This is a genomic window from Mesorhizobium sp. M0815, assembly GCF_040319995.1.
Lineage (GTDB): Bacteria > Pseudomonadota > Alphaproteobacteria > Rhizobiales > Rhizobiaceae > Mesorhizobium.
Genome location: NZ_JAMYOU010000001.1, coordinates 517,824 through 540,035, shown reverse-complemented (window position 1 = coordinate 540,035; position 22,212 = coordinate 517,824). Strand labels below are relative to the sequence as shown.

At 63.0% G+C, this 22,212-nt stretch carries 19 protein-coding genes, 1 tRNA gene and 1 pseudogene; 19 read left to right on the top strand and 2 right to left on the bottom strand.

The window, feature by feature from the left end; translation table 11 throughout:
- From NKI01_RS02570 to NKI01_RS02485, 18 genes and pseudogenes are all read left to right on the top strand, one after another.
- Nucleotides 1-481, top strand: a pseudogene (locus NKI01_RS02570) (hypothetical protein); the annotation flags it as partial.
- Nucleotides 482-491: 10 nt separating this feature from the next.
- Entirely contained in the window at nt 492-1,796 is a 1,305-nt protein-coding gene (gene nuoF / locus NKI01_RS02565; RefSeq protein WP_352961742.1) for an NADH-quinone oxidoreductase subunit NuoF, read from the top strand.
- 78 nt (nt 1,797-1,874) lie between these two features.
- A complete protein-coding gene (locus NKI01_RS02560) occupies nt 1,875-2,570 on the top strand; it encodes a helix-hairpin-helix domain-containing protein (protein ID WP_352961739.1) in 696 nt (231 codons plus the stop codon).
- A gap of 74 nt (nt 2,571-2,644) precedes the next feature.
- The gene (nuoG, locus tag NKI01_RS02555) at nt 2,645-4,726 is read left to right on the top strand and encodes an NADH-quinone oxidoreductase subunit NuoG (RefSeq protein WP_352961736.1); all 2,082 of its coding nucleotides are present in this window, start codon (nt 2,645-2,647) and stop codon (nt 4,724-4,726) included.
- Nucleotides 4,727-4,728: 2 nt separating this feature from the next.
- A complete protein-coding gene (gene nuoH / locus NKI01_RS02550; protein ID WP_352483051.1) occupies nt 4,729-5,772 on the top strand; it encodes an NADH-quinone oxidoreductase subunit NuoH in 1,044 nt (347 codons plus the stop codon).
- A complete protein-coding gene (nuoI, locus tag NKI01_RS02545; RefSeq protein WP_023676622.1) occupies nt 5,772-6,263 on the top strand; it encodes an NADH-quinone oxidoreductase subunit NuoI in 492 nt (163 codons plus the stop codon). Before nuoH ends, nuoI begins: the two co-directional genes overlap by 1 nt.
- Nucleotides 6,264-6,381: 118 nt before the next feature.
- Entirely contained in the window at nt 6,382-7,002 is a 621-nt protein-coding gene (locus NKI01_RS02540) for an NADH-quinone oxidoreductase subunit J (protein WP_352483053.1), read from the top strand.
- 1 nt (nt 7,003) lies between these two features.
- Complete coding sequence (gene nuoK / locus NKI01_RS02535) at nt 7,004-7,312, top strand: NADH-quinone oxidoreductase subunit NuoK (protein WP_023676620.1); 309 nt, start codon at nt 7,004-7,006, stop codon at nt 7,310-7,312.
- A 10-nt stretch (nt 7,313-7,322) separates the two neighbouring features.
- Nucleotides 7,323-9,296, top strand: coding sequence for an NADH-quinone oxidoreductase subunit L (gene nuoL, locus NKI01_RS02530; protein WP_023720739.1), 1,974 nt, complete (start codon nt 7,323-7,325; stop codon nt 9,294-9,296).
- The gene (locus NKI01_RS02525; protein WP_352961733.1) at nt 9,296-10,801 is read left to right on the top strand and encodes an NADH-quinone oxidoreductase subunit M; all 1,506 of its coding nucleotides are present in this window, start codon (nt 9,296-9,298) and stop codon (nt 10,799-10,801) included. The genes nuoL and NKI01_RS02525 overlap by 1 nt, the downstream gene beginning before the upstream one ends.
- Before the next feature lie 17 nt (nt 10,802-10,818).
- Complete coding sequence (nuoN, locus tag NKI01_RS02520; protein WP_023720737.1) at nt 10,819-12,255, top strand: NADH-quinone oxidoreductase subunit NuoN; 1,437 nt, start codon at nt 10,819-10,821, stop codon at nt 12,253-12,255.
- Between the two features lie 4 nt (nt 12,256-12,259).
- Nucleotides 12,260-13,081 carry a biotin--[acetyl-CoA-carboxylase] ligase gene (locus tag NKI01_RS02515; RefSeq protein ID WP_023720736.1) on the top strand — a complete coding sequence of 274 codons (822 nt, stop codon included), beginning with the start codon at nt 12,260-12,262 and terminating at the stop codon, nt 13,079-13,081.
- An 84-nt stretch (nt 13,082-13,165) separates the two neighbouring features.
- The gene (locus NKI01_RS02510; protein WP_352908287.1) at nt 13,166-14,836 is read left to right on the top strand and encodes a ribonuclease J; all 1,671 of its coding nucleotides are present in this window, start codon (nt 13,166-13,168) and stop codon (nt 14,834-14,836) included.
- Nucleotides 14,837-14,933: 97 nt separating this feature from the next.
- Nucleotides 14,934-15,338, top strand: a complete 405-nt coding sequence (gene mce, locus NKI01_RS02505) for a methylmalonyl-CoA epimerase (RefSeq protein WP_352483057.1) — start codon at nt 14,934-14,936, stop codon at nt 15,336-15,338.
- A complete protein-coding gene (locus tag NKI01_RS02500) occupies nt 15,335-15,619 on the top strand; it encodes a DUF1467 family protein (RefSeq protein WP_352590101.1) in 285 nt (94 codons plus the stop codon). Before mce ends, NKI01_RS02500 begins: the two co-directional genes overlap by 4 nt.
- 561 nt (nt 15,620-16,180) lie before the next feature.
- Nucleotides 16,181-17,509, top strand: coding sequence for a proline--tRNA ligase (gene proS / locus NKI01_RS02495; protein WP_352908288.1), 1,329 nt, complete (start codon nt 16,181-16,183; stop codon nt 17,507-17,509).
- Entirely contained in the window at nt 17,506-18,792 is a 1,287-nt protein-coding gene (locus NKI01_RS02490) for a lipoprotein-releasing ABC transporter permease subunit (protein ID WP_352791256.1), read from the top strand. Before proS ends, NKI01_RS02490 begins: the two co-directional genes overlap by 4 nt.
- The gene (locus NKI01_RS02485; protein ID WP_352961730.1) at nt 18,789-19,472 is read left to right on the top strand and encodes an ABC transporter ATP-binding protein; all 684 of its coding nucleotides are present in this window, start codon (nt 18,789-18,791) and stop codon (nt 19,470-19,472) included. The genes NKI01_RS02490 and NKI01_RS02485 overlap by 4 nt, the downstream gene beginning before the upstream one ends.
- A gap of 404 nt (nt 19,473-19,876) precedes the next feature.
- On the opposite strand, the gene lipB is transcribed toward NKI01_RS02485, so the two are convergent.
- Entirely contained in the window at nt 19,877-20,620 is a 744-nt protein-coding gene (lipB, locus tag NKI01_RS02480) for a lipoyl(octanoyl) transferase LipB (RefSeq protein WP_352814647.1), read from the bottom strand.
- Between the two features lie 177 nt (nt 20,621-20,797).
- On the opposite strand from lipB, the gene NKI01_RS02475 reads away from it, so the two are divergent.
- Nucleotides 20,798-20,882 (top strand) — tRNA-Leu (locus tag NKI01_RS02475).
- A gap of 143 nt (nt 20,883-21,025) precedes the next feature.
- Here the strand turns inward: NKI01_RS02475 and NKI01_RS02470 are convergent.
- Nucleotides 21,026-21,847, bottom strand: coding sequence for a phosphatase PAP2 family protein (locus NKI01_RS02470; RefSeq protein ID WP_352908290.1), 822 nt, complete (start codon nt 21,845-21,847; stop codon nt 21,026-21,028).
- Nucleotides 21,848-22,212: the final 365 nt, after the last annotated feature.

Below are 22,212 nucleotides of genomic sequence, written 5' to 3'. Positions count from 1 at the left end.
CCCCCCCCCCACTTTTAACCCGCCTCGCCGTCCGCCCCCCCCCCCCGGCCAACCCGGGGCGCCCACCCCGCCCCCCGGGGCGGCGGCGGCGGCGCCGCCGCCCCCCCCCGCGGGGGCCCCGGCCCCGCCAGCCGCTTCTGCCGCGCCGGCGCCGGTTGCGCCCTCGAATGCCAGCAAGCCGAAGACCGACGCTGTCGAGACCAGTCCGGCGCTGAAATCGCCATCGGCGACAAAAGTCGCGCCCGCGGCGGAAAAGGCGGCGAGCGTTGCAGCGCCGCTGCATTCGGCCGCCAATGCCAACAAGGCCGAGCCGCAGGTCGAGGACGTCTCGAAACAGCGCAAAGGCCCCAAGAACAAGGCCGAGCCGGCGTCTGCTTTCAAAGCGCCGGAGGCCAAGGTTAAACCGGCGAAGACTGCCGCCAAGGCGGCCACGCCGTCGCCCGGAAACAAAAGCCGGCCGACCGGCAAGAAGCCGGTCTGAGGAACGAGCAATGCTTCAGGACAGAGACCGCATCTTCAACAATATCTACGGCCGCTTCGACAAGTCGCTGGCCGGCGCCATGGCGCGCGGTGCCTGGGACAACACGCCCGGCATCATCGCCAAGGGGCGCGAGTGGATCGTCAACGAGATGAAGGCCAGCGGCCTGCGCGGACGTGGCGGCGCGGGCTTCCCGACCGGGCTGAAATGGTCGTTCATGCCCAAGCAAAGCGACGGCCGGCCGAGCTATCTCGTCGTCAATGCCGACGAGTCCGAGCCCGGCACCTGCAAGGACCGCGACATACTGCGCCACGACCCGCACACGCTGGTCGAAGGCTGCCTGCTTGCGGGCTTCGCCATGGGCGCGGTCGCCGCCTACATCTATGTGCGCGGCGAGTTCATCCGCGAGCGCGAGGCGCTGCAACGCGCCATCGACGAGGCCTATGCGGCCAAGCTGATCGGCAAGAACAACACCTCCGGCTATGATTTCGACATCTACATGCATCATGGCGCCGGCGCCTATATCTGCGGCGAGGAAACGGCGCTGCTCGAAAGCCTCGAGGGCAAGAAGGGCCAGCCACGGCTTAAGCCGCCATTTCCGGCCAATGTCGGCCTCTATGGCTGCCCGACGACGGTCAACAATGTCGAGTCCATCGCTGTCGCGCCGACCATCCTGCGCCGCGGTGCCGCCTGGTTCTCGTCCTTCGGCCGGCCCAACAATGTCGGCACCAAGCTGTTCTGCATCTCCGGCCACGTCAACAATCCGTGCACCGTCGAAGAGGCGATGTCGATCCCGTTCCGCGAGCTGATCGAGACGCATTGCGGCGGCATTCGTGGCGGCTGGGATAATCTGCTGGCGGTCATTCCGGGCGGAGCGTCGGTGCCGCTGGTGCCGGCCGAGCAGATCATCGACGCGCCGATGGATTTCGACGCGCTGCGCGACCTGAAATCGGGCCTCGGCACGGCAGCTGTCATCGTCATGGACAAATCGACCGATATCGTGAAAGCCATCGCGCGGCTTTCCTATTTCTACAAGCACGAAAGCTGCGGCCAGTGCACGCCCTGCCGTGAGGGCACCGGCTGGATGTGGCGGGTGATGGAACGGCTGGTGCGCGGCGAGGCGCAGAAGCGCGAGATCGACATGCTGCTCGATGTGACCAAGCAGGTCGAGGGCCACACGATCTGTGCGCTTGGCGACGCGGCGGCATGGCCGATCCAGGGCCTGATGCGACATTTCCGCGGCGAGGTGGAGCGGCGCATCGACGCGTTTTCGCGCAACGCACACCGCGCCGAACCGGTGCTGGCGGCGGCAGAATAGAAGAATTCAAAAATGCGGGCGAATGTCCGAGACGAGGAAACGAGCGCGGGGCAGACGGAAACGACCAGGAGACCACCTATGTCGCTGTTTTCGACACCCGACGATTTTACGCCCGATATGGACCCGTTGTTGAAGATGAACCAGGATCTGACCAGGATGATGCCGAAGGAGATGGCCAATGCCGTCAATCTCCTGGCGCATCCTGTCGCGAGTGCGGCGGCGATGGCGGCACTCGGCATCGGTCTTGCCAACCACGCCTTTGGCATCTGGATGGGCGTGCTTTCGGGCGCGGCCGAAACTTCGCAGCGGCTTTGGCAGCCGGTCGCCGAGGATTTCGAGGCCAGGACGGAACGCTTTTCCGCGACCGGCAAAAGCTCCTCGACAAAGGCGCGCGCAGCGACCAAAACCCTGATTGCCGAGGCGCAGTCCTTCGCCAATGACGTGACCGACATTGCGACGAGCACCGCGGCGCGGAGCTTGGCGAATGCGAGCACCGTTGCAGCGGATGCATCGGCCGGGCTGATGCCGGAAGATTTCAAGCAGCCCAAGGCGATGGACCGGCCCGCCGAGCCCGCCGACCTCAAGGCGATATCGGGCATCGGGCCGAAACTGGAAAAGGTGCTGAACGGCCTTGGCATCTGGACATACGCCCAGATCGCGGCGTGGACGCCGCAAGAGATCGCCTGGGTCGAGGACTATCTGTCGTTGAAGGGCCGCATCGGCCGTGACGGCTGGATCGGTCAGGCGGCCGCGTTGGCCGGGGCCAAAAAGTGAATTCAATATCGTGCGCGGTCTCGGCTGCGCCCGGAAGGAAAGATTGCGGAACGTCCGCAGAGGTTTGAGGCGAAATGGCAAAGCTCAAGGTCGACGGGAAAGAGATTACTGTACCCGACCATTACACGCTGCTGCAGGCGGCCGAGGACGCCGGCGCGGAAGTGCCGCGCTTCTGCTTCCACGAGCGGCTGTCGATCGCCGGCAATTGCCGCATGTGCCTGATCGAGGTCAAGGGCGGGCCGCCCAAGCCGCAGGCGTCTTGCGCCATGGGCGTGCGCGACCTGCGCCCCGGCCCGAACGGCGAGCCGCCGGAAATCTTCACCAACACGCCGATGGTCAAGAAGGCGCGCGAAGGCGTGATGGAATTCCTGCTGATCAACCATCCGCTGGATTGCCCGATCTGCGATCAGGGCGGCGAGTGCGACCTGCAGGACCAGGCGATGGCGTTCGGCGTCGATTCCTCGCGCTACCACGAGAACAAGCGGGCGGTCGAAGACAAGTATATCGGGCCGCTGGTCAAGACGATCATGAACCGCTGCATCCATTGCACGCGCTGCGTCCGCTTCACCACCGAGATTGCCGGCATATCGGAGCTCGGCCTGATCGGCCGCGGCGAGGATGCCGAGATCACCACCTATCTCGAAAGCGCCATGACCTCGGAACTGCAGGGCAATGTCATCGACCTTTGCCCGGTCGGTGCGCTGACCTCCAAACCCTACGCCTTCCAGGCGCGGCCATGGGAACTGACCAAGACAGAATCCATCGACGTGATGGACGCCGTCGGCTCGGCGATCCGCGTCGATAGCCGAGGCCGCGAAGTGATGCGCATCCTGCCGCGTACCAACGAGGCGGTGAACGAAGAGTGGATTTCCGACAAGACCCGTTTCATCTGGGACGGCTTGCGCACGCAGCGCCTCGACCGCCCCTATGTGCGCAAGGATGGCCGGCTGGCCCCGGCAAGCTGGGCCGAGGCTTTTGCCGCGATCAAGGAAGCGGTGTCGAATGCGGCACCCGAAAAGATCGGTGCCATTGCCGGCGATCTCGCAGCCGTCGAGGAGATCTACGCGCTGAAGCTTCTGATGGCTTCGCTCGGCTCGAAGAACACCGACTGCCGCCAAGACGGTGCCGCACTCGATCCGTCGCTCGGCCGGGCGAGCTATGTCTTCAACCCGACCATCGAAGGCATCGAACAGGCCGATGCGGTGCTGATCATCGGCGCCAATCCGCGCTTCGAGGCGTCCTTGCTCAACGCCCGCATCCGCAAGCGCTGGCGGGCCGGCAATCTGCCGGTCGGCGTCATCGGCGATGTCGGCGATACGCGCTATGATTACGAGCAGCTCGGCGCCGGGCCGGAATCGCTGAAGGATCTTGCCGACGGCAACGGCAAGTTCTTCCAACTGCTGAAGAAGGCGACGCATCCGCTGATCATCGTCGGCCAGGGTGCGCTGGCGCGTGCGGACGGCGCGGCCGTGCTTGGCCAGGCGGCGAAGCTCGCCGTCGCCGTCAACGCCGCAAGGGCCGACTGGAACGGTTTTGCCGTGCTGCACACCGCGGCGGCCCGGGTCGGCGGCCTCGATGTCGGCTTTGTGCCGGGCGAGGGCGGCAGGAACGTCGCCGGCATGCTGGGCGAGACCGACGTGCTGTTCCTGCTCGGCGCCGACGAGATCGATATGGCCAAGACCGGCGGCGCTTTCGTCGTCTATATCGGCACGCATGGCGACAAGGGCGCGCACCGCGCCAACGTCATCCTGCCGGGTGCCGCCTATACCGAAAAGTCGGGCACCTTCGTCAACACCGAAGGCCGCGTGCAGCAGACCAACCGGGCCGGCTTTGCGCCCGGCGAAGCACGCGAGGACTGGGCGATCCTTCGGGCACTGTCGGATGTGCTCGGCAAGAAGCTGCCGTTCGATTCGCTGCCGCAATTGCGCGCAAAGCTCTATGCGGAATACCCGCATCTTGCCCGCATCGACCATGTCGCGGCCGGCGACCCGGCCGACATCGCCAGGGTGGCCAAGCTCGGCGGGCGGCTGAACAAGGGCACCTTCACCTCGCCGGTCAAGGATTTCTACCTGACCAACCCGATCGCGCGGGCTTCCGCGGTGATGGCCGAGTGCTCGGCTTTGGCGAAGAACGGCTTCAGGCAGGCGGCGGAGTAGACATGGACACCTTCTTCTCCTTCTACGTGCTGCCGGCGCTGCTGATCCTTTTGAAGTCGGTCGTGCTGATCGTCGTTCTGTTGATCTTCGTCGCCTATGTGCTTTACGCCGACCGCAAGATCTGGGCGGCGGTGCAATTGCGCCGCGGACCGAACGTCGTCGGCCCATGGGGCACGCTGCAGGCCTTCGCTGACCTTTTGAAATTCGTCTTCAAGGAGCCGGTGATTCCGTCCGGCGCCAACAAGGGCGTTTTCCTGCTGGCGCCGCTGGTGTCGGCGGTGCTTGCGATCTCAGCCTGGGCGGTGATCCCGGTCAATGAGGGCTGGGCCATCGCCAACGTCAATGTCGGCATCCTCTACGTCTTCGCCATCTCCTCGCTCGAGGTCTATGGCGTGATCATGGGCGGCTGGGCGTCCAATTCGAAATACCCGTTCCTCGGTGCGCTGCGCTCGGCGGCGCAGATGGTGTCCTACGAAGTCTCCATCGGTTTCGTCATCGTCACCGTGCTGCTTTGCGTCGGCTCGCTCAACCTGACCGATATCGTTTTGTCGCAGCAGGATGGGCTGGGCACGAGGATCGGCCTGCCCAATACCTTCCTCGACTGGCATTGGCTGTCCCTGTTTCCGATGTTCATCGTCTTCTTCATCTCGGCGCTGGCGGAAACCAACCGTCCGCCCTTCGACCTCGTGGAAGCCGAATCGGAACTCGTCGCCGGCCATATGGTCGAATATTCCTCGACGCCGTTCCTGTTGTTCTTCCTGGGCGAATATGTCGCCGTCGTCCTGATGTGCGCACTGGCCACCATCCTGTTCCTTGGCGGCTGGCTGCCGCCCTTCAATTTCGCGCCGTTCACCTGGGTGCCGGGGCTGATCTGGTTCGTGCTCAAGGTCTGCCTGGTGTTCTTCATGTTCTCGATGGTGAAGGCGTTCGTGCCGCGCTATCGCTACGACCAGCTGATGCGGCTCGGCTGGAAGGTCTTCCTGCCGATCTCGCTGTTCATGGTGGTCGCCACCGCCGCCTTCCTCAAGATCACGGGGTTTGCCTGATGTCAGCATTGTCCCAGGCCGCCAAGTCACTGCTATTGCAGGATTTCGTCAGTGCTTTCTTCCTGTCGATGCGCCAGTTCTTCGCGCCGAAGGAGACGATCAATTATCCGCATGAGAAGGGGCCGGTCAGCCCGCGCTTCCGTGGCGAACATGCGCTGCGCCGCTATCCGAACGGCGAGGAACGTTGCATCGCCTGCAAATTGTGCGAGGCGATCTGCCCGGCGCAGGCCATTACCATCGAAGCCGGCCCGCGCCGCAATGACGGCACGCGGCGCACCGTGCGCTACGACATCGACATGGTGAAATGCATTTATTGCGGCTTCTGCCAGGAAGCCTGCCCGGTCGACGCTATCGTCGAGGGGCCGAATTTCGAATTCGCGACGGAGACGCGCGAGGAGCTTTATTACGACAAGGACAGGCTTCTGGCCAATGGCGACCGCTGGGAGCGTGAACTTGCGCGCAACATCTCGCTGGATGCGCCTTACCGCTGATATTTGACGCATGGACGGGGCGAGGGGCCTCGTTTAAGGAACACGCAACTTGCCGGCCGGAGGCGGTGGCAAAAAACAGGACGAATGTCCTGTTCGGACAGGAAACCCGGGGGAACCCATGCTGAGTGGACTAGAGGCGGCCTTTTTCTACCTCTTCGCCTTTGTCGCGGTGGCGTCGGCGTTCATGGTCATTTCGGCGCGCAATCCTGTGCATTCGGTGCTGTTCCTGATCCTGACCTTCTTCAACGCCGCCGGCCTGTTCATGCTGACCGGCGCCGAGTTCCTGGCGATGATCCTGCTCGTCGTCTATGTCGGCGCGGTTATGGTGCTGTTCCTGTTCGTCGTGATGATGCTCGACGTCGATTTCGCCGAGATGAAGGAAGGCGCCCTGCAATACGCGCCGATCGGCGCGCTGGTCGGCCTGATCCTGGCAGCGGAGCTGATCATCGTGCTCGGCGGCTACACATTTGCGCCGAAACTGGCGGCGACGGTTTCGAAGCCCATCCCGGACCTGGCCGCGCGCTCCAACACGGCGGCGCTCGGCGACATCCTCTATACGGATTACCTCTATTACTTCCAGGTGGCGGGGCTGGTGCTGCTGGTCGCCATGATCGGCGCCATCGTGCTGACGCTGCGCCACAAGCCGGGCGTCAAGCGGCAGTCGATCGCCGCCCAGGTCGGCCGCACGCCGGTAACCGGAGTGGAAATCCGCAAGGTCAAGACGGGCGAAGGAGTCTGACATGGTCGTCGGCATCGCGCACTACCTGACCGTATCGGCGATCCTGTTCACGCTCGGCGTGTTCGGCATCTTCCTGAACCGTAGGAACGTCATCGTCATCCTGATGTCGATCGAGCTGATCCTGCTTGCGGTCAACATCAATTTCGTCGCCTTTTCGGCGGCGCTCGGCGATCTGGTCGGCCAGGTGTTCGCACTGTTCGTGCTGACCGTCGCGGCGGCCGAGGCGGCGATCGGCCTTGCCATTCTCGTCGTCTTCTTCCGCAACCGCGGCTCGATCGCGGTTGAAGACGTGAACATGATGAAGGGTTGACGGAACCACCATGTATCAGGCCATCGTCTTCCTTCCGCTGCTCGGCTTCCTGATCGTCGGCCTGTTCGGCACCTCGCTCGGCGCCAAGGCTTCCGAATACATCACCTCCGGCTTCCTGGTGATCGCGGCTGTGCTGTCGTGGGTCGCCTTCTTCTCGGTCGGCTTCGGCGGCGGCGAGGTGTTCACCGTGCCGGTGATGCGCTGGATCCAGTCGGGAGGCCTCGAAGCGTCGTGGGCGCTGCGGATCGACACGCTGACCGTAGTGATGCTGGTCGTCGTCAATACGGTGTCGGCGCTGGTCCATATCTACTCGATCGGCTACATGCATCACGACCCGGACCGGCCCCGCTTCTTCGCTTATCTGTCGCTGTTCACCTTCGCCATGCTGATGCTGGTGACGGCCGACAACCTCGTGCAGATGTTCTTCGGCTGGGAAGGTGTCGGTCTGGCCTCCTATCTGCTGATCGGCTTCTGGTACAAGAAGCCGTCGGCCAATGCGGCTGCGATCAAGGCCTTCGTCGTCAACCGCGTCGGCGATTTCGGCTTCGCGCTTGGCATATTCGGCGTGTTCGTGCTTTTCGGCTCGGTCAATCTCGGCACCATCTTCGCCAATGCGGCGACGTTCATTCCGGCCGAAGGCGCGCAGCAGGGTCCGGCCGTACTGACCTTCCTCGGCTATGCGCTTGATAAGCAAGCCGCGATGACAGTCGTCTGCCTGCTCCTGTTCATGGGCGCCATGGGCAAGTCGGCGCAGGTGCCGCTGCACACCTGGCTGCCGGATGCCATGGAAGGCCCGACGCCGGTCTCGGCGCTGATCCATGCCGCTACCATGGTGACGGCAGGCGTGTTCATGCTGGCGCGGCTGTCGCCGCTGTTCGAGCTGTCGCATTCGGCGCTGACCGTGGTCACCTTCATCGGCGCCTTCACCGCCTTCTTCGCGGCGACAGTTGGCCTCGTCCAGAACGACATCAAGCGTGTCATCGCCTATTCGACCTGTTCGCAGCTCGGCTACATGTTCGTGGCGCTCGGCGTCGGCGCCTATGGCGCGGCGATCTTCCATCTGTTCACGCACGCCTTCTTCAAGGCGCTACTGTTCCTCGGCTCGGGTTCGGTCATCCACGCCGTCTCCGACGAGCAGGACATGCGCAAGATGGGCGGCCTGAGGACGCTCATCCCGACGACCTACTGGATGATGGTGATCGGCACGTTGGCGCTGACCGGCGTCGGCATCCCGGTGACGATCATCGGCACGGCCGGTTTCTTCTCCAAGGACGCCATCATCGAAGCCGCTTTTGCCAGCCACAATGCGGTCGCCGGGTTTGCCTTCATATTGCTGGTCGTTGCCGCCTGCTTCACCTCCTTCTATTCCTGGCGGCTGATCTTCATGACCTTCCATGGCGAGCCGCGGGCCAGCCATGAGGTGATGCACCATGTCCATGAATCGCCGCCGGTCATGCTGGTGCCGCTGTTCATCCTGGCGGCAGGCGCCCTGTTCGCCGGCGTGATCTTCCACGGCGCCTTCATCGGCGAGGGCTATGCCGAATTCTGGAAGGTGTCGCTGTTCACGCTGCCTGACAACCACATCCTGCACGAGATCCACGAACTGCCGCTTTGGGTCGAGCTCGCGCCGTTCATCGCCATGCTGATCGGCTTTGCGATAGCCTGGCAATTCTACATTCGCGCGCCGGAAATGCCTCGGAGCGTCGCGGCCAACCATCGCCTGCTCTATGCCTTCCTGCTCAACAAATGGTATTTCGACGAGCTCTACGACTTCCTGTTCGTGCGGCCGGCAAAGCGCCTCGGCAGCTTCCTGTGGAAGACCGGCGACGGCACTATCATCGACGGGCTCGGGCCGGACGGCATCTCGGCGCGCGTCGTCGACGTCACCAACCGCGTCGTCAAGCTGCAGACCGGCTATCTCTATCACTATGCCTTCGCCATGCTGATCGGCGTTGCCGCACTCGTCACCTGGATGATGCTCTGATGACCGCCTGGCCGATCCTATCGCTGGTCACCTTCCTGCCGCTGGTTGGTGTGTTGCTCATCCTTTTCGTGCGTGACGACAGCGACAATGCGCGCCGCAACATCCGCGCCATTGCGCTGTTCACGACCGCCTTCACCTTCGTGGTTTCGCTGTTCATCTGGACCGGCTTCGACAATTCGCAGCCCGGCTTCCAGTTCGTCGAGAAGTTTGCCTGGCTGGATTCCGGCATCTCCTACCATATGGGCGTAGATGGCATCTCCATGCTGTTCGTCATCCTGACCACCTTCCTGATGCCGCTCTGCATCCTCGCTTCGTGGGAATCGATCGAGAAGCGCGTCAAGGCTTACATGATCGCCTTCCTGTTGCTCGAGACGCTGATGATCGGCGTGTTCTGCGCGCTCGACATCGTCCTGTTCTATGTCTTCTTCGAAGCCGGCCTGATCCCGATGTTCATTATCATCGGCGTGTGGGGCGGCAAGCGGCGCGTCTATGCCTCGTTCAAGTTCTTCCTCTATACGCTGGCCGGCTCGGTGCTGATGCTGCTCGCCATCATGGCGATGTTCTTCCAGTCCGGCACCACCGACATCCCGACGCTTCTGACCCACAACTTCCCGGCCAATATGCAGACCTGGCTATGGCTTGCCTTCTTCGCTTCCTTTGCGGTGAAGATGCCGATGTGGCCGGTGCATACCTGGCTGCCGGACGCCCATGTCGAAGCGCCGACGGCCGGCTCGGTGATCCTGGCCGCCATCCTGCTCAAGATGGGCGGATATGGCTTCCTGCGTTTTTCGCTGCCGATGTTTCCGATCGCATCAGAAATGTTCGCGCCGCTGATCTTCACGCTATCCTTCGTCTCCATCATCTACACCTCGCTGGTGGCGCTGATGCAGGAGGACATGAAGAAGCTGATCGCCTATTCGTCGGTCGCCCACATGGGCTTCGTTACCATGGGCATCTTCGCGATGAACCAGGAAGGCGTCCAGGGTTCGATCTTCCAGATGCTTTCGCACGGCCTGGTCTCAGGCGCGCTGTTCCTCTGCGTCGGCGTCGTCTACGACCGCATGCACACGCGTGACATCGACGCCTATGGCGGGTTGGTCAACAACATGCCGAAATATGCAACCGTGTTCATGATCTTCACCATGGCCAATGTCGGCCTGCCCGGCACCAGCGGCTTCGTCGGCGAGTTCCTGACCATGCTCGGCGTGTTCCGGGTCAACACCTGGGTGGCGTTCTTCGCCGCCACCGGCGTCATCCTGTCGGCGGCCTATGCGCTCTGGCTCTACCGCAAGGTGATCTTCGGCGCATTGACCAAGGAAAGCCTGAAAGGCCTGCTGGACCTGTCGACACGCGAGAAGGTGATCATCTATCCGCTGGTCGCGCTGGTCATCTTCTTCGGCGTCTATCCGGCGCCGATCTTCGACGCGACGGCCGAATCGGTCAAGGCGCTCGTCACCAATGTCACTGCATCCATCGGCGCCGCGCAGACCGCGGCGGCGAACTGACTGGGGTTTTGCGAACCATGACGCCGGACCTTCTCTCCAGCCTGTCGCTCTCGACGCCAGAGCTGATCCTCGCCATCGGCGCCTTGGCGCTGTTGATGCTCGGCGCCTATTCGCGCGCCAACACCACCGTCACAGTGAGCGGCCTTGCCGTCGCCGTGCTGGTGATCGCTGGCGCCTGGCTGATCTTTTCCCCGGGGCAGGGCAACGCCTATGGCGAAGCCTTCATCCAGGATCCGTTCGCCCGCTTCATGAAGGTGTTGGCGCTAATCGGCTCGGCGGTGACGCTGGTCATGTCGGTCCGCTTTGCCCAGGCGGAGCATTTCGACAAGTTCGAATATCCGGTGCTGATCCTGCTCTGCACGCTCGGCATGATGCTGATGATCTCGGCCAACGGCATGATCGGGCTCTATCTCGGCCTCGAGCTGCAGTCGCTGGCGATCTACGTGCTGGCGGCGATCAACCGCGACAGTCTGCGTTCGACCGAGGCCGGCCTGAAGTATTTCGTCCTTGGCGCGCTGTCTTCGGGCATGCTGCTTTACGGCATCTCGCTGGTCTACGGCTACACCGGCAATACCGGCTTCCAGGAGATCGCCGCGGCGCTGAGCGGCGGCGAGCGCCAGCTCGGCCTCGTCTTCGGCCTGGTTTTCGTGCTGGCCGGCCTTGCCTTCAAGATCTCGGCGGTGCCGTTCCATATGTGGACGCCCGACGTCTATGAAGGTGCGCCGACGCCGGTGACGGCTTTTCTAGCGGCGGCACCCAAAATGGCGGCGATGGCGCTGATGGTGCGCGTCACCATGGGCGCCTTCAAGCCGATCGCCGCCGACTGGCAGCAGATCATCGTCTTCATCTCGATCGCGTCGATGGCGCTCGGCGCCTTTGCGGCGATCGGCCAGACCAACATCAAGCGGCTGATGGCCTATTCCTCCATCGGCCATATGGGCTATGCGCTGGTCGGCCTTGCCGCCAACAGCCAGGACGGCGTGCGTGGCGTCGCCATCTACATGCTGATCTACCTGGTGATGACGCTCGGCACCTTCGCCTTCATCCTCGCCATGCGGCGCAAGGAGGGCAATGTCGAGCAGATCAGCGATCTCGCCGGCCTGTCGGCGACCAACCCGATCATGGCGACGATCCTCACCATCCTGATGTTCTCGCTGGCCGGTATCCCGCCGCTCGCCGGCTTCTGGGGAAAATGGTACGTGTTCCTTGCCGCCATCAATGCCAATCTCTACGCGCTGGCGATCATCGGCGTGCTGGCCTCGGTGGTGGGCGCCTATTATTATCTGCGCATCATCAAGATCATGTGGTTCGACGAACCGGTCGGCGGCTTCGTTCCGATGGCGACCGAACTGCGCGTCGTGCTCGGCGTCTGCGGCGCCTTCGTGCTGTTCTATGTGCTGATCGGCGGCCCGATCGGAACCTATGCCGCTGCCGCAGCCAAGACCTTCTTCTGACGGAATGACATTCAGGCTGGCTCCAACCGCGGCTTCGGAAGGGTTCCGGCTCGAGGCGCACGACACGGTCGGCTCCACCAATGCGCTGGCGCTGGAGCACGCGCGGGCCGGCGATCCGGGCAAGCTCTGGGTCGTCTCAAAAAAGCAGGAAGCCGGGCGTGGCCGCCGTGGCCGCGCCTGGGCGACGCCCGAAGGCAATCTGGCAGCGACGCTGCTGGTGATCACCAACACCGAGCTTCGGCTTGCCGCGACGCTCGGCTTCGTTGCCGGACTGGCGCTGGCCGACGCGCTCGACGCTGTCGTGCCGAAGGGCAGGATCGCGATCGGCCTCGATGGTGCGAGCCAAGGCAAGAACCGTTTCGAGCTGAAATGGCCGAACGATGTGCTTGCCTCGGGCGCCAAGCTCGCCGGCATCCTACTGGAATCGGCGATGCTGGAGGGGGGCCGTTCCGCAGTGGCTGTCGGCATCGGCGTCAATGTGGTGGCTTATCCCAGGGATTTGCCCTATCCAGCGACGTCGCTCAACGCGCTGGGGTCTGCTTGCGATGCCGAGACGCTGTTTCTGGCGCTGTCGGATGCATGGAGCGAGAATGCTCGGCTGTGGAACGAAGGGCGTGGGCTTGCCGCCGTCAGGCAGCGGTGGCTGGCGCGTGCGGCGGGGCTTGGCGGGCAGGTTGCTGTCAGAATTGACGGTAATGTGGTGCGCGGCACCTTCGAGACCATTGACGAGGACTGCCGTTTCGTGATCCGCGACGATGAAGGTTCGGTTCTGACGATCGCCGCCGGCGACGTGCATTTCGGCGCGGTTGCCTCGGCCGGCGGTTGACTGGCCAATACGTTTGACTGGCCTGTATTTGACCAGCTTGAATTTGACCGGCCCAAGAGTTTGACGGGCAAGGAAGGAAAGATCATGGCGAAAGCGGAAAACGCCGAACTTGTCTTCGTGCCGCTCGGCGGTGTCGGTGAGATCGGCATGAACTTCGCCCTCTACGGCTATGGCCCGGCCAATGCGCGCGAATGGATCGTCGTCGATGTCGGCGTCACCTTTCCCGATGCAACCCTGCCCGGCGTCGACCTGGTGCTGCCCGACACGCGCTTCATCGAGGAGAATGTCGCCAATCTGCGCGGGATCGTCATCACCCATGCGCATGAGGACCACTACGGTGCGCTGCACGACATCTGGCCGAAGCTCAAGGCGCCGGTGTGGATGACGCCGTTCAGCGCCGGCCTGCTGGAAGCCAAGCGGCAGGGCGAGCAAGGGGCGCCGAAAATTCCGGTGACGATCTACCGGGCCGGCGAGAAATTCACCGTCGGTCCGTTCGAGATCGAGGCCATCCCCGTCGCGCACTCCATTCCCGAGCCGATGTCGCTGGCGATCACCACTCCGGCCGGCGTCGTCATCCATACCGGCGACTGGAAGATCGATCCGGCGCCGACGGTGGGGCCGATGACCGACGAGTCACGCTTCCGCGCCTATGGCGACAAGGGCGTGCTGGCGCTGATCTGCGATTCCACCAATGCGTTGCGGGAAGGGGAATCGCCGTCCGAAGTGGCGGTGGGCGAGGGCATCAAGAGCGTCATCCAGAACGCCAAGGGCCGCGTCGCCGTCACCAGCTTCTCCTCCAATGTCGGGCGCATCGTCTCCATCGCCAAGGCAGCGCGGGATGCCGGCCGCCAGTGCCTGGTGCTTGGCCGCTCGATGAAGCGCGTCATCGATGTGGCTGATGAACTCGGCTATATGGACGGCTTGCCGGAATTCATCGCCGAGGAAGATTACGGCTTCATCCCGCGCGAAAACCTCGTCATCATCTGTACCGGCAGCCAGGGCGAGCCGCTTGCCGCACTCGCCAAGCTGTCGCGCGACGAGATGAAGTCGGTGGCGCTGACTGCCGGCGACACGGTGGTGTTTTCCTCGCGCACCATTCCCGGCAATGAGAAGGCGATCCTCGAGATCAAGAACCGCCTGATCGATCTCGGCATCAAGATCATTGAGGACGGCGATGCGCTGGTGCATGTCTCCGGTCATCCGCGCCGCAGCGAATTGCGCAAGATGTATGAATGGGTGCGGCCGCAGATCGGCGTTCCCGTGCATGGCGAGGCGGCGCATCTGGTGGCGCAGGGCTCGCTGATGTCGACGTCCGGCATCGGCCAGGTGGCGCAGGTGCGCGACGGCGACATGCTCAGGCTCTATCCGGGTGCGGCTGCGATCATCGACCAGGTGTCGTTCGGCCGCATCTACAAGGACGGAAGGCTGGTCGGCACCGACCAGGCGATGGGCATTCGCGACCGGCGCAAGCTGTCCTTCGCCGGCCACGTCGCCGTCAATGTCGTGCTCGACGACAAATACGAACTCGCCGGCGATCCCGATCTCGTCGCCATCGGCGTCGCCGAGGCCGATGGCAGCGGCGAGAGCCTGGAAGACCTGATGATCGATGCGGCAATCGGCGCCGTGGACTCCATCCCCCGCCAGCGCCGAAAAGACCTCGACCTGGTCCAGGAGGCGGTGCGGCGCGCGGTGCGCGGCGCGGCCAACGAAGCCTGGGGCAAGAAGCCGCTGGTGACGGTGTTCGTCACGCGGTAAGGGAATAGGGGAGTAGGGCAGTACGGCAGTAGGGGAGAAAGTAGTTTTCCCTACTCCCATACTGCCCTATTGCCTTACTGCCCTAAGGACGCAGTCAATGCTCGGACGCCTCAACCATGTCGCGCTTGCCGTGCCGGATCTGGCTGCGGCGGCGGCGGCCTATCGGGATACGCTTGGCGCCCGCGTGACCGCGCCGCAGGCGCTGCCGGAGCATGGCGTGACGGTGGTGTTCGTCGACGTCGGCAATACCAGGATCGAGTTGCTGGAGCCGCTCGGCGAAGGCTCGCCGATCGCGGCATTCCTCGAGAAGAATCCGTCCGGCGGCATGCACCATGTCTGCTACGAGGTTGACGACATTGTTGCGGCGCGCGACCGTCTCAAGGCCAGCGGCGCGCGCGTGCTGGGCGATGGCAATCCGAAGACCGGCGCGCATGGCAAACCCGTATTGTTTCTGCACCCCAAGGACTTTTTCGGCACGCTGGTCGAACTGGAGCAAGCATGAGCTGGGTCTCTTTCATCGCCCTGTTCTTCGCCACATGGTGGGTGGTGTTGTTCGCCGTCTTGCCGTTCAGCATGCGGACGCAGGACGAGGACCAGGATGTGACGCTGGGTACGGTTCCGAGCGCGCCGCGCGGACCGCATATGCTGCGCGCCGCACTGCGCACGACGATCGCCACACTGGTCCTGATGGGCATCTTCTACGGCATCACGAGAGGGCTTGGTCTCGGCATCGACGACATCCCGCACATCGTGCCGGATTTCAACCAGAGCCCAGCGCATTAGCCGGCTACCCAATGTCCGGCTATCCAAGACCTATGCCGACGCCCTGAAATCAAGCTCAGCCAGCAAGGTCAACCCAAGTAAAGGCCGTGGGCCGGATTTGGGCTGACGCAACGTAATGTAGTTTGGCAATCTGTCTTGCTAACCAAATGATTGCACAAAAAAAATGCAAGGCGCGAGGCCTTGCAATTTAAACGCGTCCGATCTGTTTCCGGTGTCCGGCGGCAGCGAGTTACCGCGCCTAGATCGCATCCTCCCAAGACTTTGACCGCGTAGGAGGGCAGATTTTTCTCCGCCCTCTCGGTTATCGGGGCACACTAGCCTAAGGCGGGTGAAAATGTCACGAAGAATTTTGCCCGGAAACAGGCAATCTCGTGCTGCAGTGCACAATAGTACGGCAGGCGTTGCTTGCGAAACGCCCAGCAAGCCGTGTGCGGCAATTGCGGCGTCTGTGCAGCGCCTGGGCCGGGTTTCCATTCCGCCATGAAATGGCTATGAAGCCGGGGCAAGCAAGCCTGCGCTGCGCCGATTCCGGCGCCGCCATCCTCTCTCACGGACCAGTTCATGCGTTTGTCGCGCTATTTCCTGCCCATCCTCAAAGAAAATCCGCGCGAGGCCGAGATCGTCTCGCATCGGCTGATGCTGCGCGCCGGCATGATCCGCCAGCAGGGGCAAGGCAGCTTCTCCTGGCTGCCGCTCGGCAAGCGGGTACTGGACAAGGTCTGCCGGATCATTCGCGAGGAGCAGAATCGCGCCGGCGCGCTCGAAATCCTGATGCCGACCATCCAATCGGCCGAGCTGTGGCGCGAAAGCGGCCGCTACGAAGACTACGGCAAGGAGATGCTGCGCATCAAGGACCGGCAAGATCGCGACATGCTCTACGGCCCGACCAACGAGGAGATGGTCACCGAGATCTTCCGCTCCTACGTCAAGTCCTACAAGGACCTGCCGCTCAACCTCTATCATATCCAGTGGAAGTTTCGCGACGAGGTGCGCCCGCGCTTTGGCGTCATGCGTTCGCGCGAATTCCTAATGAAGGACGCCTATTCCTTCGACCTCGATTATGGAGGCGCCAAGGCCGCTTATAACCGTATGTTCGTGTCCTATCTCAGGACGTTCACGCGCATGGGGCTGCAGGCGATCCCGATGCGCGCCGACACCGGGCCGATCGGCGGCGACCTCAGCCATGAGTTCATCATCCTGGCCGACACCGGCGAGAGCCAGGTGTTTTGCCATCGCGACTATCTCTCGCTTGATGTACCGGGGGCGAATACCGACTTTTCGAATGACGCCGAGATTGCCGAGATCGTCAAGACATGGACGACGCCCTATGCCGCCACCGACGAAATGCATGACGAGGCGGCATGGGAAAAGCTCACCGAAGCCGACAAGGTCTCGGCGCGCGGCATCGAGGTCGGCCATATCTTCCATTTCGGCGACAAATATTCCAAGCCGATGGGCGCCAAGGTGACCGGGCCGGACGGCAAGGATCATTTCGTCTCTGGCGGTTCCTACGGCATCGGTCCGTCGCGGCTGGTCGCGGCGATCATCGAGGCCAGCCATGACGATAACGGCATCATCTGGCCGGAAGCGGTGGCGCCGTTCGACATCGGCCTGATCAACATGAAGGCTGGCGATGCCGAATGCGACCGCGTCTGCGGCGAGCTGCATGCCGCCTTTGCCGCCGCCGGCAAGGAGGTGCTCTACGATGACACCGACCAGCGGCCGGGAGGCAAGTTCGCTACCGCCGACCTGATCGGACTTCCGTGGCAGGTGATCGTGGGGCCGCGCGGCGTCGCAGCCGGCGAGGTCGAGATCAAGAACCGCAGGACCGGCGAGCGCGAGACGCTGCCGATCGGCGACGTGAAAAAGCGTTTCGGTGCCGCCGCATGAACGAAGCGGCAGCAGCCAAACCTTCGGGGGCAGGACCCTTTTCCGGCTTTGAGCGTATGGTTGCGTGGCGCTATCTGCGCTCGCGCCGCAAGGAGACGGTGATCTCGGTCATCGCCTCGATCTCCTTCCTCGGCATCATGCTGGGCGTTGCCACGCTGATCGTCGTCATGGCGGTCATGAACGGCTTTCGCGCCGAACTGCTGACGCGCATCCTCGGCGTCAACGGGCACCTGATCGTGCAGCCGCTCGACATGCCGCTGGAGGACTATGCCCAGGTCGCCGGCCGCATCAACGGCGTGCCCGGCGTCAAATACGCCATTCCGCTGATCGACGGGCAGGTGCTGGCGCAAGGCAATGTCGGCGGCGGCACCGGCGCGCTGGTGCGCGGCATACGCGGCGAGGACCTCGGCAAGATCACCATCGTCGCCAACAACATCAAGGAGGGCTCGATCGTCGGCTTCGACACCGGCGAGGGCGTCGCCATCGGCAGCCGCATGGCCGAGAATCTCGGCCTTGTGCTTGGCGATACGATCACGCTGATCTCGCCCGAGGGCGACGTCACGCCGCTCGGCACGACGCCGCGCATGAAGGGCTATCCGGTCACCGCGATCTTCGAGGTCGGCATGTCGGAATATGACAGCTCCATCGTTTACATGCCGTTCTCGGAATCGCAGCTTTATTTCAACATGGACGGCCGGGCGCAGACGATCGAGATCTACACCGACAATCCCGACAATATCGACGCGCTGAAGCCGAAGGTCGAAGAGGCGGCGCAGCGGCCGATCAGCCTTGTCGATTGGCGGCAACGCAACAAGACGTTCTTCGACGCGCTGCAGGTCGAGCGCAACGTCATGTTCATGATCCTGACGCTGATCGTGCTGGTGGCGGCGCTCAACATCATTTCGGGCCTGATCATGCTGGTGAAGGACAAGGGCCACGACATCGCCATCCTGCGCACCATGGGAGCGACGCGCGGCGCGATCCTGCGCATCTTCCTGATGACAGGCGCTGCGATCGGCGTTGTCGGCACCATCGCCGGCGTGCTGCTCGGTATCTTGATCTGCCTCAACGTCGAGCGCATCCGCCAGTTCTTCTCCTGGCTGGCCGACGAGCGGCTGTTCAATCCCGAGCTTTATTTCCTAAGCCAGCTGCCGGCCCGCATGGATGCCAGCGAGACGATCTCGGTCGTTCTCATGGCTTTGGCGCTGTCGTTCCTGGCGACACTGTTTCCGGCGTGGCGGGCGGCCAGGCTCGATCCGGTCGAAGCGCTGAGGTACGAATGATGGCCGAGGCCATTATCGAGCTGAAGAGCGTCGAACGGCACTATGTGCAGGGGCCGCGCAAGCTGACCATCCTGAACGGCGCCGATTTTTCGCTTAAGCGTGGCGAGATGGTGGCGCTGGTGGCGCCTTCGGGCACCGGCAAGTCGACGCTGCTCCACACCGCCGGGCTGCTGGAGCGGCCGGACGCCGGCGTCGTGATCCTGGCGGGGCGCGCCTGCGGTCGGCTTTCCGACGACGAGCGCACGGCGATCCGCCGCAACGATGTCGGCTTCGTCTATCAGTTCCATCACTTGCTGCCGGAATTCTCGGCGCTGGAAAACATCATGATGCCGCAGCTGATAAAAGGGCTGGCGCGCAAGGAGGCGGCCGAGCGGGCGGCGCAATTGCTCGACTACATGCAGATCGGCAAGCGGGCGCATCATCGCCCTTCCGAGCTCTCCGGCGGTGAGCAGCAGCGCGTCGCCATTGCGCGCGCCGTCGCCAATGCGCCGCTGGTGCTTTTGGCCGACGAGCCGACCGGCAATCTCGACCCGGTGACCGCTTCCTACGTGTTCGAGGCGCTGGCAGCGCTGGTCCGGCAATCGGGCCTGGCGGCACTGATCGCCACCCATAATCACGAGCTTGCCTCGCGCATGGATCGCCGCGTGACGCTTGCCGACGGCAAGGTCGTCCCGCTTTAGGGTGTGCTAAGACCGAGGTGATGCCGGCCTGCGAACTGGCGTGCGCCGTCCGCTATTTTTCGTGCGCGCTCTCGGCCCGAAACCGTCGGCAATCTGCCTCTCAACCCTTTCTTAACCCTGCCGAAACTGACCGCACGCAATTCCGGCCATGCCGGGATTGCGATCGTTGACATTCGAACAAAACTAGAACAAAATACGAACATACTAACAACAGGAGAGAGCTATGACCGATCTTGTTCAGGATGTCGTCTCGCTGGTGTGCATGAGCACGTTCCTCATTTCCATGGCAATCTGGATCGGCGCGATGTGAGGATGCGCTGAAAGACATGGCTAGAACGCTGACGAGCCGTTCTTCGCGGAGGAGAGGGGCGCAGCGTAGGAATTCGGTCTTCAGTGAGGTCCTGTCAGCCGACTTTGCGGGCCGCCTCGACCTGCAAAGGCGCTGCCGGGCCGAAGACATCTTCGAAGGCTGATTTCAGCGCCAGGTCGAGATCGGCCATTGTCACGGGAAGGCCGAGATCGATGAGGCTGGTGACGCCGTGATCCTGGACGCCGCACGGCACGATGCCGCTGAAATGGCTGAGGTCCGGTTCGACATTGATGGCAATGCCGTGGAAGCTCACCCAGCGCCTCAGCCTGATGCCGATGGCAGCGATCTTGTCCTCGGCGACCGAGCCGTCGGGCAAAGCGGGGCGATCCGGCCGCACCACCCAGACGCCGACGCGGTCCTCGCGGCGTTCGCCGCGTACGTTGAAGGCGGCCAGCGTGCCGATGATCCATTGTTCGAGTGCCGCGACGAAGGCGCGGACATCCTCGCGCCGCCGCTTGAGGTCGAGCATGACATAGGCGACGCGCTGGCCCGGCCCATGATAGGTGTATTCGCCGCCGCGCCCGGCGGCAAAGACCGGGAAGCGGTCCGGCTCGATCAGGTCCTCGAAACGGGCGCTGGTGCCGGCGGTATAGAGCGGCGGATGCTCGACCAGCCAGACCATCTCGCCAGCCGCGCCGCTGCGGATTGCTTCGGCGCGCGCCTCCATCACGGCGAGCGCATCGGGATAGGCGGTGAGCCCGGGCTCAATGCGCCATTCGACCGGCGCCGAGCCGGGCGAGGGCAGGAACGACGTGGCGATCTGGCTGCGTTCTGTCATGATATCTCGTCTCGCCCCTCATATGGCGGCAATCGGTACAAACGTCCAGTTCCGGGCACGTTCGGCGCTTTGCAGAGTTAAGCCGATATCCGGCCGATTATTGCTGGCCGCGCACTTGTTTCACCGGAAACGATTTGCTACACGCCGCGGGCCGGTTCGTTCTGGCTCCTACCACGTGCGGTCGTGGCGGAATTGGTAGACGCGCAGCGTTGAGGTCGCTGTGGGGCAACCCGTGGAAGTTCGAGTCTTCTCGACCGCACCATTAAATTCGAAAGCGCCCCGTTGAGTTCGAGCACGGCAAAGAGCGTCTTTGTCAGGCGCGAGGCTTTTTTGCCTGCGATCGCGAGTTTGGCCGATGCGGAAACACCATCGGCGCGTAACCATATATGCGGTTTGCGTGGATAATTATTCGCGCACCAGGCGTCCGGTTGCCCACCAGATCACAGATACAGCAGCGATCGATACGTAGCCGTCCAGGGCATAGTGCCATCCAGTGTACACCGATCCGTACAGGATCAGGGCTGCAAACGCCCAACCCAGAGCGCCCAGCCAGAGATTGATCGAGGACAGCAAATAGGCGTTCAGTGCGGCAAAGGCGACATGCATGCTTGGCATGGCCGAGATGCCGCCGCCAAGGCTTGGCCGGCCACTCCGGTAAGCCATCAGGAGATATGCTGCGGGTTCCCGCACCATGTAATTATGGTCCAGTCTGTCCAAGGCGGCATTCAATCCGTGGAAGCGATCCACGCCAACAAACTGGTGGTAGTAAACCGGCCCGACCGATGCCAGCGCCAAAGCCAAGACAGTTCCGAGGATGCACAACGTCAGCGCTGCCGCGCTGAGATAGCGGATGCGCGCAATCTCGTCCGACCAGAGCGCCACGAAAAGGATGGTGCCGAACCACTGGTAGAACCAAATGACTTCATAGCTGTTGAAGACGACGAGCGACCACCCGTTGCTGTCGAGCTTATGGGCGATCTGCCACGGCGGCATCCCGTGCAACCATTCATCAGCGTCGGCTAACCAGTGGTCGGCATAGTATGGGACGACGGACGGGATGGCGATCTTGTAGGTGGAGAACGCGGTCAAGCTGGCAAAGAAGAACAGCAGCACCAACAGACAGCCGCGCCAGCGCCCTTGAACCAAATCCCGGGCGTAGCGAACCGGTTGCCGTCGGCCATGGATGAGCGCGGCACAACAGACGCCACCGATAAACAAGACCGGCATGCCAATAAGAAACTTGTGAGAATAGATTAGGGCTGATGTACGGAATACTTCTGGATATAGTGCAGATGCACCTAACACGTACATTGCCATAAACAAGGAGAGGCGCAATTGCCATATGGCTGAGGGCCTGTGGCGAGAGGCTTCCGTAGTTAGGGCCAAGCCAATTTACCCGTTCTTAATGTTTCGCCGGAGAGACATATACACCGATAAGGTAAAAACCTTGCCGTCAGGTTTACTTTTCCCCGGTGGTCGACACCTGCCGGCTCGCATGCGGTGGATTGATTCCCTGAGCAATCTTGCATCCGCATTGCTGTCCATGCCCCGCGCGAAGGAATTGCCCGGAGCCTCGGGGTCGAACCGGCCGG